This is a genomic window from Arsukibacterium sp. UBA3155, assembly GCA_002364615.1.
Lineage (GTDB): Bacteria > Pseudomonadota > Gammaproteobacteria > Enterobacterales > Alteromonadaceae > Alishewanella.
The window spans coordinates 327,003-340,321 of the sequence record DEYP01000025.1 but is presented as its reverse complement, the minus strand read 5'-3'; the positions used below and the strand labels follow the sequence as shown (position 1 = coordinate 340,321).

Annotated in this window: 9 protein-coding genes; 7 read left to right on the top strand and 2 right to left on the bottom strand. The window is 49.1% G+C overall.

Features of this window, described 5'->3' with window-relative positions:
• Positions 1 to 29 precede the first annotated feature (29 nt).
• On the top strand, positions 30 to 536 hold the full coding sequence (locus tag B2X65_RS13455) for a hypothetical protein (protein WP_290613341.1): 507 nt from the start codon (positions 30 to 32) through the stop codon (positions 534 to 536).
• Positions 537 to 623: 87 nt separating this feature from the next.
• On the opposite strand, the gene xseA is transcribed toward B2X65_RS13455, so the two are convergent.
• Entirely contained in the window at positions 624 to 1,964 is a 1,341-nt protein-coding gene (xseA, locus tag B2X65_RS13450; protein WP_290613339.1) for an exodeoxyribonuclease VII large subunit, read from the bottom strand.
• A 153-nt stretch (positions 1,965 to 2,117) separates the two neighbouring features.
• Between xseA and guaB the strand changes: the two genes are divergently transcribed.
• From guaB to B2X65_RS13420, 6 genes are all read left to right on the top strand, one after another.
• On the top strand, positions 2,118 to 3,587 hold the full coding sequence (guaB, locus tag B2X65_RS13445) for an IMP dehydrogenase (RefSeq protein WP_290613337.1): 1,470 nt from the start codon (positions 2,118 to 2,120) through the stop codon (positions 3,585 to 3,587).
• Positions 3,588 to 3,643: 56 nt separating this feature from the next.
• The gene (gene guaA / locus B2X65_RS13440) at positions 3,644 to 5,221 is read left to right on the top strand and encodes a glutamine-hydrolyzing GMP synthase (RefSeq protein ID WP_290613335.1); all 1,578 of its coding nucleotides are present in this window, start codon (positions 3,644 to 3,646) and stop codon (positions 5,219 to 5,221) included.
• Between the two features lie 209 nt (positions 5,222 to 5,430).
• A complete protein-coding gene (locus B2X65_RS13435) occupies positions 5,431 to 6,336 on the top strand; it encodes an MlaA family lipoprotein (RefSeq protein WP_290613333.1) in 906 nt (301 codons plus the stop codon).
• Positions 6,320 to 8,752 carry an efflux RND transporter permease subunit gene (locus B2X65_RS13430; protein WP_290613330.1) on the top strand — a complete coding sequence of 811 codons (2,433 nt, stop codon included), beginning with the start codon at positions 6,320 to 6,322 and terminating at the stop codon, positions 8,750 to 8,752. The genes B2X65_RS13435 and B2X65_RS13430 overlap by 17 nt, the downstream gene beginning before the upstream one ends.
• 99 nt (positions 8,753 to 8,851) lie before the next feature.
• Positions 8,852 to 11,506 carry a hybrid sensor histidine kinase/response regulator gene (locus tag B2X65_RS13425; RefSeq protein WP_290613328.1) on the top strand — a complete coding sequence of 885 codons (2,655 nt, stop codon included), beginning with the start codon at positions 8,852 to 8,854 and terminating at the stop codon, positions 11,504 to 11,506.
• Positions 11,507 to 11,524: 18 nt separating this feature from the next.
• Entirely contained in the window at positions 11,525 to 12,361 is an 837-nt protein-coding gene (locus tag B2X65_RS13420) for an HDOD domain-containing protein (protein ID WP_290613326.1), read from the top strand.
• A 38-nt stretch (positions 12,362 to 12,399) separates the two neighbouring features.
• On the opposite strand, the gene B2X65_RS13415 is transcribed toward B2X65_RS13420, so the two are convergent.
• Positions 12,400 to 13,305: a recombination-associated protein RdgC gene (locus B2X65_RS13415; protein WP_290613324.1), complete on the bottom strand. Its 906-nt coding sequence runs from the start codon at positions 13,303 to 13,305 to the stop codon at positions 12,400 to 12,402.
• Positions 13,306 to 13,319 lie beyond the last annotated feature (14 nt).

Genomic DNA, 13,319 nt, shown 5'->3' with positions numbered 1-13,319 from the left:
TTAGGTGTTTATATACACTGCTCTTATTAATGGCCTGCATTAGTGAGGCCGCCAGCCACAATTACCTGGGCTGCAACTGGTTTATTCCGACAAGTTACTCCCAGATTGCAGATAACGACTACCGGAAAACCTCTTCCACCGATGGCAGCAATACACCGTTTAGTTCAGTGCTTTTTTCTGACGCGGAAACTGATGAGCTGCAGACCTATATCGAAATGGATCAGCTAAGCGATACTGATGTAGTGGTGGTCGCCCATCCAGAAGATGCAAACTACAGTTATAAAACATTCTTTATTCAACGCAAAACCAGGCTTGGCGATAGCATTAGCAACCATATTTTTACGATAACGAAAGATCAATCAGCAGTTTCGATGTTTTCCGTACCACAAGCTGACGGTTTACATATGACCAGTGCTTGTGTGCCGCCAACGGTAATGGAGCAACATTACGAGGTGCTGGAGAAACTTGAACAAGGTATTGAGCTATTTTTAAACTCAGATCATGGTTTAAAAGTGCTGGTGCCAAAGTCAGATTGAACCCTGCTGACTGCTATCTCAAGCAAGATAGGTTGGAACATTTTGGGTCAGATAGAAATTAATTTGAAGTGTCACTCTTCAAAGCATTTACTTTCCCTCAGAAACCCCACTCACCACTGCACTAAAACTTCCATCTGCCAGCTGGGTAGTAACAGTATCACCCGCTTTTAACTGCTTGCTGCTGGTAAGCACCTGCTGTTCGGCGTTAAAGCTGATGCTGTAGCCGCGCGCCAGGGTGGCCAGCGGGCTTACTGTGTTTAACTGGTTGCTTAAACGGCCGAGGGTTTGTTGTTGCTGTTTTAGTTGCTGGCTGATTCCGCGTTGCAGCCGTTGTTGTAGCTGCTGCAGTTGTTCGTTTTGTTGCTTAATGGCTTTAGCTGGCGATAGGTGCTGCAAGCTTTGCTGCAAATACTGTTGCTGGCGTTTAGCGTTAGCAAGCTGTTGGGTAATGATGCGGTTTAAGCGCAGTTGCAGCTCGTCTAAGCGTTGTTGCTGTTGTTGTAAGCGCCTTTTCGGGTGCAGTGCCAGTAAGCGTTGCTCCAGCTGTTTTAAATCCGGTTTTAGCCGGCTTAACTGGTTGCGCTGTGCCTGCACCAGCGCGCTTTGTAAGCGGCGTAGTCGCTCCAGTAAATGGCTTTGATCGGGCGATACCAGCTCGGCTGCAGCAGACGGCGTCGGTGCGCGGACATCGGCAACAAAGTCAGTCAGCGCGAAATCGATTTCATGACCCACGGCACTGACTATCGGAATAGGGCAGTCAGCGACGGCGCGGGCCAGCTGTTCGTCGTTAAAACACCATAAATCTTCCAGCGAACCGCCGCCACGGCCAATAATAAGTACATCCACTTCGTTACGCCGGATGGCCGTACTCAGCATTTGCAGTAATTGCCTGGAAGCCTGTTCGCCCTGCACTAAGCAAGGGTAAATAATCACTTCAATACCCGGCGCGCGGCGCTGCAGTACACTGAGAATATCGCGTATAGCGGCACCGGTGGGCGAGGTAATCACGCCAACCCGGTTAATATGGGCCGGTAGCGGCTGTTTGCGCGCTTCATCAAACAAGCCTTCAGCCTGCAGCCGGTTTTTAAGTTGCTCGTATTGTTGCTTAAGCAAGCCATCGCCGGCCGGCTCGATCATTTCTGCCAGTAACTGATACTCACCGCGGGGCTCGTACACGCTAATGCGGGCCCGAATTAATACCTGCTGGCCGTTTTGCGGTTTTACCGTAGCATTGCGGTTAGCTTGCTTAAACATGGCCACTTTAACCTGCGCTGCCTGATCTTTTAATGAAAAATACCAGTGGCCCGATGCTGCCTGCACAAAATTAGACACTTCGCCCACCAGCCACAATCGCTGAAACTGCAGCTCCAGAATCAGCCTGACTTCGCTGTTTAAGCGGGAAACGGTATATATATCGGGGTTTTGCATGAGTCACCCAGGATAAACTGCTTTAATGCTAGTTTACGTCAAGGCGGCGCCTTAACACAAAAAGAAAAAACCGATTGTTCTATCGCCACAAATCCTTTAAAATTGCGCCGCAACATTCCCTATCTTTTCATCCTTCACAGCGAGATTGTTGCAATGCTCAGGATCAAGAAAGAAGCCCTTACCTTTGACGACGTGTTATTGGTTCCGGCGCACTCTACCGTACTACCCCACACTGCGGATTTACGCACTCAACTGACCAAAAGCATCACGCTGAATATTCCTATGGTATCGGCCTCTATGGACACGGTAACCGAAGCCCGTTTAGCCATTGCGCTGGCGCAGGAAGGTGGTCTGGGTTTTATTCACAAGAATATGACCATTGAAGAGCAGGCCGCTAATGTCCGCAAGGTGAAAAAATATGAAAGCGGTGTGGTCTCTGATCCGGTAACAGCCCTGGCTGATATGACGGTACGTGAAGTACAGGCATTAGCCCAGCAGCATGGTTTCTCAGGCTTTCCGGTACTGGATAAAGAACAAAACCTGGTGGGTATTGTTACCGGCCGGGATATGAGCTTTGAAGCCGATTTACAAGCCAGTGTCACCTCTGTGATGACACCGCGTGAGCGGCTGGTTACGGTTAACGAAAACGCCCCGCGTGAACAAGCCTTTAAACTGATGCACGAGCATCGGATTGAAAAAGTGCTGGTGGTAGATGACAACTTTAAATTAAAAGGTCTGATTACCGTTCGCGACTACTATAAAGCGGCCAGTAAACCCAATGCCTGTAAGGATGAATTAGGCCGGCTGCGCGTTGGCGCGGCAGTAGGCGTCGGCCCGGGCACAGACGAGCGAATTGCTGCGCTGGTAGAAGCCGGCGTCGATATTCTATTAATCGACACTTCACATGGTCACTCGCAAGGGGTGATTGAGCGGGTGAAACAAACCCGTGCCCAGTACCCCGATTTACAAATTGTCGCCGGTAATGTGGCAACTGCTGAAGGTGCCAAAGCACTGGCCGACGCCGGTGCCAATGCCGTTAAAGTGGGTATTGGTCCAGGCTCTATTTGTACTACCCGCATTGTAACCGGTTGTGGAGTGCCGCAAATTACCGCTATTTCTGACGCGGTTGAAGGCATCAAGGGTACTGACGTTTGTATTATTGCCGATGGCGGTATCCGCTTCTCCGGTGATGTCGCCAAAGCCTTAGTGGCAGGCGCTCACTGCGTGATGGTTGGTTCAATGTTTGCCGGTACTGAAGAAGCGCCGGGCGAGGTTGAACTGTATCAGGGCCGTTATTATAAGTCGTACCGTGGTATGGGCTCCTTAGGAGCAATGGCGCAGCGTAATGGCTCGTCAGATCGCTATTTCCAGGGCAGTAATAATGCCGAAAAGCTGGTACCAGAAGGTATTGAAGGCCGGGTGGCATATAAAGGCCCGATTGAAAATATTATTCACCAGCAAATGGGTGGCCTGCGCTCGGCGATGGGTTTGACCGGTAGCCCGGATATGCTGACGCTGCGCACCAAGCCTGAATTTGTTAAGGTTACCGCCGCCGGTATGGGTGAATCGCACGTACATGACGTGCAAATTACCAAGGAAGCGCCTAACTACCGTTTAGGCTAACAACAGTCGGTTTTCACGGCGGGCCTGGCCCGCCGTCTTATTTTTCAAAGGTTGTTATGAGCAAGAACATTCACCACCATCGTATTTTAATCTTGGATTTTGGTTCGCAGTATACCCAGCTTATTGCTCGTCGTGTGCGCGAAATTGGCGTGTATTGTGAGTTGTGGGCCTGGGATGTCAGCGACGAGCAAATTCGCGAATTTAACCCTACCGGTATTATTTTATCAGGCGGCCCGGAAAGTGTTACCGAAGCCGGCTCACCAAGGGCGCCAGAGTATGTGTTTAATGCCGGCGTACCGGTGCTGGGCATTTGCTACGGTATGCAAACCATGGCCGAGCAGCTGGGCGGTAAGGTGCAGGGTTCTGATTTACGTGAGTTTGGTTATGCTCAGGTTGAAGTGATTGCTGCTAATGACTTTTTTGCCAAAATTGAAGATCATATTGGCGGCAATGGCAATGCCTTGCTGGATGTCTGGATGAGCCATGGTGACAAAGTGATCAGTGTACCTGAGGGTTTTGTTACCTGCGCTCAGACCACCACTTGCCCGCATGCCGGTATGGTCGATGAGGCACGCCAGTTTTATGGTGTGCAATTCCACCCCGAAGTTACCCACACCCGCCAGGGCCTGCGGATGCTTGAGCAGTTCGTGGTCAATATTTGTGGTTGCGACAAACTGTGGACCCCAGCGACCATTATTGAAGATGCAGTTGCCCGTTTAAAGCAGCAAATTGGTACTGATCGGGTCATTCTGGGTTTATCAGGCGGGGTAGACAGTTCAGTAACCGCCATGCTTTTGCACCGGGCGATAGGTAGCAATTTAACCTGTGTTTTTGTGGATAACGGCTTGCTGCGGTTAAACGAAGGCAAACAGGTAATGGATATGTTTGGTGACCATTTTGGCCTGAACATAATTAAAATTGATGCCGAGCAGCGTTTCCTTGATGCCTTAGCCGGTGAAAATGAACCAGAAGCTAAGCGTAAAATTATCGGCCGTGTGTTTGTTGAAGTGTTCGATGAAGAGTCGCAGAAGCTGGAAAATGCCAAGTGGCTGGCGCAGGGCACCATTTACCCTGATGTGATTGAATCGGCTGGCTCTGCCACCGGTAAAGCCCATGTCATTAAATCGCACCATAACGTCGGTGGTTTACCGGCGCACATGAAGCTGGGTTTAGTAGAGCCGCTGCGTGAACTGTTTAAAGACGAAGTACGCAAAGTGGGTCTGGAACTGGGCCTGCCATACGACATGTTGTATCGCCACCCGTTCCCGGGGCCAGGCTTAGGTGTGCGGGTGCTGGGCGAAATTAAGAAAGAATACTGCGATTTACTGCGCCGTGCCGATGCCATCTTTATTGAAGAGCTGCATAAAGCCGATTTATATAATAAAGTCAGCCAGGCCTTTGCGGTATTCTTACCGGTAAAATCAGTCGGTGTCATGGGTGATGCCCGTAAATACGATTGGGTTGTCTCCTTGCGTGCGGTGGAAACTATCGATTTTATGACTGCACACTGGGCGCATTTGCCGTATGACATGCTGGGCAAGGTGTCGAACCGGATCATTAATGAAATTAATGGTATTTCCCGCGTAGTTTACGATATCTCCGGCAAGCCACCAGCCACCATCGAGTGGGAATAGTTTTGGCGGCTTTGCTATAGCACCAAATCCATAGCCAAAACTGTTTTATTGTATGCTCCCGGAGCTGATCAAACATTATTTTAGGTAATGTTAATGTTAAATTTATTTTAAAAGGCGCCTTGGCGCCTTTTTTGTTTATCATGTTATGCTGCTGTTTTGATTTGGGGCGCAAGCGGGCGTCTGCAGTTAAGTTTATACGGAGTAACAGGATGAACCATCGTTATACCCTTATCTGGCTGCTGGTATTCGCCCTAACGGGTTGTGCTGCAAAACCTGAACTGGCTGCCAGTGCAGCAGACCATAGCAATGCCACTGCCACTGAAACGAAAACAGACAGTGCTTCCGCTGACGATAGTGTACCGACAGCCGCTGAGCAATTAAGTGCCGGCCAGCCAACCAGCATAGAAACCTCGCAGGGTACGCTGGAGCTTGAACCGACGGTGGTTGATATGGAGCGGGCAGCAGACGTCACAGCCACTGGTGACGCTGAACCTGCTCAGTTGTATTACGATCCGCTGGAAGGCTGGAACCGCGCGGTGTTTAGTTTTAATCATGTGTCTTATACCTATGCCCTGATCCCTCTGGCCAAAGGTTATGAGACGGTAGTCCCGGCGATGGTGCGCGATAAAGTCAGTAATGCTTTTTCAAATATCCGCGAGCCGCTGAACCTGCTTAATAATACCTTAAGCGGTGACTTTAAAGAGGCCGGCAGCAATTTAGGCCGCTTTGTCATTAACTCCACTATCGGCATTCTTGGCTTGTTCGATCCGGCCACTGCCTGGTTTGAGATACCTAAAGCAAAACAAAGTATTGCCGATACCTTAAGCCATTATCAGGTAGGCAACGGGCCCTATCTGGTGTTACCTATTCTGGGCCAGAGCGATGTACGTGGTGCTACTTCGGTGCTGGGCGAGGCGTTTATTCATCCGCTGAATCAGTTGGTCGACACCCCGGATTTATATTATCTGCAGGGCATTAATGTGATAAACAGTTTTTCTGATCGCGCTGACTTATACCAGACTTTATATAAACAGGCCGACGATCCCTACCTGTATTTTCGCAACCAACATTTACAAGGGCTGAAAAGGGACGAAGCTTATGTCAAACCAGAATAAGCAAAGCGGCTATATCAGCTGGCTGGCCCACACAATTGTCCAGTTACGCTGGGCTATTATCATTCTGTTTATTGGCCTGGTTGCAATGGCAACGGCTTTTTTAAGCCAGTTTCGGATAGACGCCTCGGCCGAAACTCTGCTGGTGAAGAACAATGCGCTTTATATTGAAAGCCAGCTGGCAAATCAGCGTTTTTCACCGGATGAGTTTATTCTGGTTGCTTATCAGCCTGAAGACGGCGAGCTGTTCGCTGAACAAACCTTTGCTGACATTACAGCACTAAGTGCTGATTACGCCACGCTTGAACGGGTAAGCTCGGTTACTTCAATGCTGACGGTGCCACTGCTAAGCGACGCCAGTGCCTTTACCTCTGGTGCTGATGTTGCAAGCCTGACCTGGCAACAACAGCAATATTCGCCAGCGCAGATGCGTCAGCTGCTAACCGGTCATCCGATTTTTACCGACTTACTGCTAAATAAAGCACAAACGGCTGCCGGTATTCAGGTTGTTTTTAAAGCCGATCCAGAGCTAACGGAGCTTGAGCGACAGATCCTGAGTATTCAGCAGCACACATTGAGCCGGGAGCTAACAGCTGCAGAGCAGCATGAGCTTGAACAATTAAAACAAGCTGCAGACCCGATCCGCCAGCGCTTGATGAAACAACGGCAGCAGGAAATAGAGCAGATTGAACAGTTTAACCGGCAGGTTAGCGAGCGCGCTGCAACCTATGTCGGTGGGGCTTATGTGGTAGGTCAGCATCTGGTTGATATGATTAAAAGTGATTTAACCAGCTTTGGTATAGCGATAGGGCTAATTATTGCCGTGTTACTATTGATCATCTACCGCAGCTGGCGTGGAGTGTTTTTTCCATTGCTCAGTTGCAGCGTTAGTGTGCTGTTGACCTGTGGCTTATTTGGCTTACTGGATATCCGCACCACGGTTATTTCCGCAAACTTTATTGCCTTGCAGTTAATTCTGACCTTGGCGGTGATGATCCATTTACTCGGTGCATACCGGGAGATTGCCCGGGATCAGCCAGAGTTTACCCAGCAACAACGGGTTGCCGGCATGTTGGCGCAAAAAATTTCGCCTTGTTTTTACGCCACCCTGACCACGTCGGTTGGCTTTGGCTCGCTGATTTTCAGTGGTATTCAGCCGGTGGTCGATTTCGGTTTTATGATGCTGATAGCCATGCTGATCACCATGAGTGTTAGTTTACTGTTGTTTCCGGCTTTGCTGAGCTTCCTGAAAGCCCGTCCTGAAACTAAAGATTTTGACTGGTTAGCCAGCGCGCTGCAACAGGCTGCCGGCATGGTAAAACGCCGCCCCTACCCGGTTATCCTGCTGATAGTGGCGATATTCTGTGGTCTGGCAACCGGGATTAGCCGGCTGAATGTAGAAAACAGTTTTATCAACTACTTTGCCAAAGACACTCAGGTACACCAGGAACTGGCTTTTATTGATCAGCAATTCGGTGGTTCTACTCCGCTGGATATTGTGATAACCCTTGACCCGACGCAAGCCAAACCAGATCTTGTAATTGCAGCGGACCAGCTTAATCAGTTACATCTGGCCCACGCCGCTGTCGATGCTTTTGAAGCCAGCGGTAGTGTCACGTCACTGATTAATTTCACCACGCTGGCCAGGCAGTTAAACGACGATAAGCCGCTGACTGAATATGAGCTGGATACTATATACGAGATGCTAAGCAGCAAAGTTACCGATCAGCTGGTTGGTGCCTATCTGGCTGACTCGCCCAGCCAGGTGCGGATTGCCACCCGGATCCAGGATACAACGGTTAATTTAAACCGTGAACAGTTCATGCAACAACTGCATCAGGATCTACAAACAGTGGGTCTGGCAGAGCAAGACTATAAGCTGACCAACTTGTTTGTGCTGTACCAGGATATTTTATCGCGGCTGTTTGACTCACAGGTAACCACGTTAGGGCTGGTGTATCTGGCACTGGGATTAATGCTGTTGGTCATTTTTCGCTCGGTTAAAATTGCTTTAATTGCACTTATTCCCAATGTCCTGACCACGCTGGGCATTCTTGGTTTAATTGGCTGGCTGAATATTCCCCTTGATTTAATGACCATTACTATTGCCGCCATTGCGATGGGGATTGCCGTGGATGATACCATTCATTTTATTCACAATTACCTGCAGCAGCCGGCTGGCGGTGCCCTTGAGGCGACATTCGGTCATACCGGTATGGCCATTGTATTTACGTCGGTGATCATCGCTGCCGGCTTTGCCGTGTTTGGTTTTTCGGATTTTCTACCCAGTGTCTATTTTGGGGTGTTGACCGCGGCTGCCATGTTAATGGCACTGATCACCGACCTCACCATTTTGCCTGCGCTGCTGAACCGGTTTGTCAGTAGCGACAATAGCCGCCAGCATAACGCCGCGGCCTGATTAGCAGACCTTTGTGTCAATATGCTTGTAGCCAGTCAGTTAGCTGGTTATGCTGTGGCTACCGACATTGTTAAAAGTGCAGATCAGGCTCGTGCAGTTATGAGGTTAAGAGAAACGCTGGTTGCCTACATGTTGCCATTGCTGGTGCTACCGGTGCTATTGTTTGGCTACCTGGCCTATCAATACAGTCAGCGCTATATGCAGCAACAAACCTTCTATCAGGTGCGCAGCGCGTTGGCTGCTCATCAGCAACAATTACATGATTTTATCAGTACCCAGCAAACGCGACTGCAAATGCTGGCGCTTAACCCCAATTTACATCATTACCTGCAAACCAATGATAGTGCCTTACTGACACCACTGCTCAGTTACTGGCAGCGTTTTTCGGCAGAGCACCCCAATATTGAAGCCATTAAGCTGGTGCAACTTAATGGCGAATATGCGCTGCATCTGCCCGAGATCACCGATACGATTGCGGTACCTAACCGCTTTCGAAATGAGTACTTTTCACCGCTACAAGCCATGATTGATGATCAGGGCTATTTTCTGGCGCTGTTACCGGGGAGTCGCGAACGAAAATTGTATTTTGCCAAAAAGCTTTACCTCAGCTCTATTACCGAATCACGCCGCTTATGGGGTTATCTGGTGATTATGGTCAGCCCGGATTTACTTGAGACTATTGTTAACTCTCCTTACACCAGTAACAGTGTCAACCTGATGATTAGTAAAACGGCTAATATTGCTTATGCTGCCGAACCGGTGTTGATTAACAGTGCGTTTGCGCCAACAAATTTCAGGCAAATCCAGCAAAGTATTGCTGCCGACAGCCTGCAGAGTGTGTTGTTACTTGGCCAGTACCGTGAGTTATTGGGGGCACCTTTACCGGGTAATTATCAATTGCTGTATGGGCTGGACCCCGCCCAACTGCATGGCCAGCAACGTTGGTTGTCACGGGTATTAGTGTTGCTGATGGTTTTGGTATGCCTGCTATTACCGCTGTTAGTTTATTGGTTGTTAATTAAGCATATTTTTAGCCCGGTCAAACAGCTTACAGCAGCAAAAACAGCGGTCGGACGTGGTGACTTGTCGGTATTGCTTGAAGTGAAAAAGCAGGATGAACTCGGTGACATGTTTGCGGCTTTTAATGTGATGGTACGCCAGTTACGGGTTTACCGTGAGCGGGAGCGAGCTTATAAGCAGCAGCTGGAAGACAAAGTGCTGCGTCGAACTCAGGACCTGGCCCGTGCCAACGATGATTTGGCTGGTGCGAATCAGGAGCTGATTTTAGCCCGGGAAACGGCAGAACAGGCTAACCGCTTAAAAAGCGTTTTTCTGGCAAATATGAGTCATGAGATCCGCACTCCGCTTACGGCGATTATTGGTTTTAGTGAGCAGGCATTGCAGGAAAACGATCCCGATAAACGGCAGGACTACTTAAAACGGGTGTTAAAAAGTGGTGACCATCTGCTTGGTCTGATCAACGATATTTTAGATTTATCAAAAATTGAAGCCGATAAACTTGAATTGGAGCGCGAGCAATTTGATTGCCTTGCCACCATTGATGATATTTATCAGCTGGCATCGGAGCAGGCACAAAGTAAAGGTTTAACCTGCCAGCTGAAGTGGCATTTCCCGCTACCCAAATATCTGATGAGCGATAGTCTGCGTTTTCGCCAGGTACTGCTTAACCTCAGCAGCAACGCTGTCAAATTTACGCAGAAAGGCAAAGTGGTTTTTCAGGTTAACTATGATCAGCTGGCGAGGCAGCTATCCATTAAGGTAAAAGATACCGGTATAGGAATGAGTGAAGAAGAGCTGGCCCGCATTTTCCGGCCCTTTGTCCAGGCAGATGCCACGGTAACCCGCCATTTTGGTGGTACCGGCCTGGGATTGGTGATCTCGAAAAAGTTAATGGAGCAGATGGGCGGCGATATCCAGGTTGAAAGTGTCAAAGGAATTGGTAGCTGCTTTGAAGTAATTTTGCATTGTCAGCAGCAGGACATTGAGTTGGTAAGTGACTATCAACCTTCGCAAAAGCAATCACCGGGCAGTAGTGTTTTAGCCAGTGACAGTTCAATCCGGGTACTGGTAGCAGAGGATAATCCGGATAACCAGCTGCTGCTTAAACTATTATTAGAGAAAAGTAAGGTAACCGTGGTGGTGGTGGATAATGGCCACAAAGCGGTTGAACGGGCGTTACAGGATGATTTCGATCTGGTATTTATGGATATGCAAATGCCGCTAATGGGGGGCGAGGAAGCTACCCGGCTTATTCGGCATGCCGGCATAGAAGTGCCGATTATCGCCGTCACCGCCAACGTGATGAGTGAGGATGTCGAGCGTTATAAACGAGCTGGTTGTCAGGCATTATTAGGAAAGCCGGTGGTCCAGAGTGAGTTTTTAGCGATACTGAATCGTTTTGCTAATGTTCGTAAAAATACGGAAGATGAATGGTTAGTGCGGTTAGATCAGGATCCGCAAATGCAGGCATTAAAGCAGCAGTTTGGCATGCAGTTGCCCGGATTGTTAGCAGAATTACAACAGCACTTTCAAGCTGAAGACTGGGCGGCATTGCGTTTTGCTGCCCACAGCCTCAAAGGTAGCGCCGGCAGTATGGGCTATCCACAAGTGACCCTGTTGGCAGGAGAGATAGAACAGGCGATAACCACAGAGCCTGCTGCCATTGCCACGTTATTGCGTCAGTTAACCGATCATATTGCGCAACCACCACAAATTAACCAAATTGAGTATTAACCACTGACGGGGGCGCCGATGAGTGCACAACGTGCTTTATTAATTATTCTGGAAGAGAAAATACGCTCAGACCGACTGGTATTGCCAACGTTACCCGATATTGCGCTAAAGGTTCGTGAGCGTGCCGACGACCCGCAAATCAGTTTGCAGCAAATGGCTGATGTGATTAGTCAGGATCCGGCGTTGTCAGCCAGAATGATCAAAGTTGCCAACAGTGCTTTTATGGGACGCTCTATTCAGGTAAACAGTTTAAATCAGGCGGTGACCCGGATTGGCTTGAGCCAGATAAAAAATATCGCCATCGCGATGGCCATGGAGCAGTTGTTTGTGTCTCAGCACAAGCAGGTTCAGCAGCAACTGGACAGATTGTGGCGAGACAGTGTGCAAACGGCCAGTGTGGCGGTAGCCTGTCTGCAGTTTTATAAAGCGCGCCATCGCACCTGTAAGCTGAATACCGATGTTATGGCGCTGGCAGCCCTGATCCATAATATAGGGGCCTTACCGGTGCTGATTGAAGCCGAACGTCATCCTGATGTTTTTGGCCATCCGGCATTTATGCAGGTATTAATTGATAAAATTGCGGCCATAGTAGGTTTGAAAATAATTAAAAGCTGGGGTTTTGGTGAGGAGTTTATGCCGGTGGTAGAGCACTGGCGAAAGCCGCAAAGTGAACTGGTGCCTGGCTATACAGACTTTATCCGGCTGGCCGCTATTAACCGTAATTACTATGCACCTGAGCAGGCTCAGGCCCTGCTGGCTAACTACGTCACGCAGGAGCTGGTGCCGGTGCCTGAGTTTATGCAGCAACCGGAAATTGCCGGTTGCTATCAGGATGTGCGGGCGCTGTTTCAATAGCGCCAGCGCAATGTCCGCAGCAGCTCGCTGGTCGCTAGCTACTCGCTTTGTGCAGTCTGTAACCGAACGGCAATGGCTTGCAAAGCCTGGTTCAGACTGCTGCTCATCAATAATAAATCCGCATCGAGTCGCAGGCTTAAATCTTCCCAGCCCATTTCTTCGTTCTGGCCGGTAAGCAGCTCATGGTATTTAATGCCTTTAATACTGCTATCATCACTGACATGCAGGCTTAACCCTTCAGGTTGTTGTAAGGCAATTTTTGTCACCAGCTTATCCTGCAAATGACTTTGTACGTCATCTGCGCTTAGCAGGTGATTAGTAAATTTAACTTTGGCACCTTCTTCATCAGGCGCTTTAAGCTCAGCATCATTACCCAGCGTGAAACCTTCCGGCAGTGCCTGATTCTGTAGCCATAATTGCAAATGTGAGTTTAACTTATGGTTATCCAGCCAGGGTAGCGCCGGTAACGAGCCCAGAGCTTTGCGTAACAGCGCCAGAATGTCTTCCGCTTTACCGGCACCGCCGGTATTAATCACCAGCCAGTTATGCTCCGCATCGTAGTAGCCATGGGTAAGGGTAGAGCGGCTGAATGCCCGGGGCAACAACGTCTGGATTAACTCTTCTTTTAAGCTTTGTTTTTCTTTGCGACTCAGTGGCCGTCCCTGCTCAGCAGCCATGGCGTCAATTTTTGGTTGCAACTCTTCGTTTATCACTGCCGCCGGTAATACTTTTTCCTGACGTTTTACGGCAAATAACCAGCCCTGAGCCATCGGATGGCAGTATTGCTTAATGCTGGCATGCAGCGGAAAACTAAAACCGGTTTTAACCGCTTCCTGGCCGGTGCAGGGGGCAAACTTAAACTCAGCCAGGGCATTTTCCAGTTGCTGCGGATCAGTGCTTAGCGGGGCACTTAATTTATAAACCCGGATATTTTTAAACCACATAAAAAACCTGTCCT

Coding starts and splice junctions, on each gene's coding strand:
- B2X65_RS13455 (WP_290613341.1), top strand. CDS start 30: ATGGCCTGCATTAGTGAGGCCGCCAGCCACAATTACCTGGGCTGCAAC.
- xseA (WP_290613339.1), bottom strand. CDS start 1,964: ATGCAAAACCCCGATATATATACCGTTTCCCGCTTAAACAGCGAAGTC.
- guaB (WP_290613337.1), top strand. CDS start 2,118: ATGCTCAGGATCAAGAAAGAAGCCCTTACCTTTGACGACGTGTTATTG.
- guaA (WP_290613335.1), top strand. CDS start 3,644: ATGAGCAAGAACATTCACCACCATCGTATTTTAATCTTGGATTTTGGT.
- B2X65_RS13435 (WP_290613333.1), top strand. CDS start 5,431: ATGAACCATCGTTATACCCTTATCTGGCTGCTGGTATTCGCCCTAACG.
- B2X65_RS13430 (WP_290613330.1), top strand. CDS start 6,320: ATGTCAAACCAGAATAAGCAAAGCGGCTATATCAGCTGGCTGGCCCAC.
- B2X65_RS13425 (WP_290613328.1), top strand. CDS start 8,852: ATGAGGTTAAGAGAAACGCTGGTTGCCTACATGTTGCCATTGCTGGTG.
- B2X65_RS13420 (WP_290613326.1), top strand. CDS start 11,525: ATGAGTGCACAACGTGCTTTATTAATTATTCTGGAAGAGAAAATACGC.
- B2X65_RS13415 (WP_290613324.1), bottom strand. CDS start 13,305: ATGTGGTTTAAAAATATCCGGGTTTATAAATTAAGTGCCCCGCTAAGC.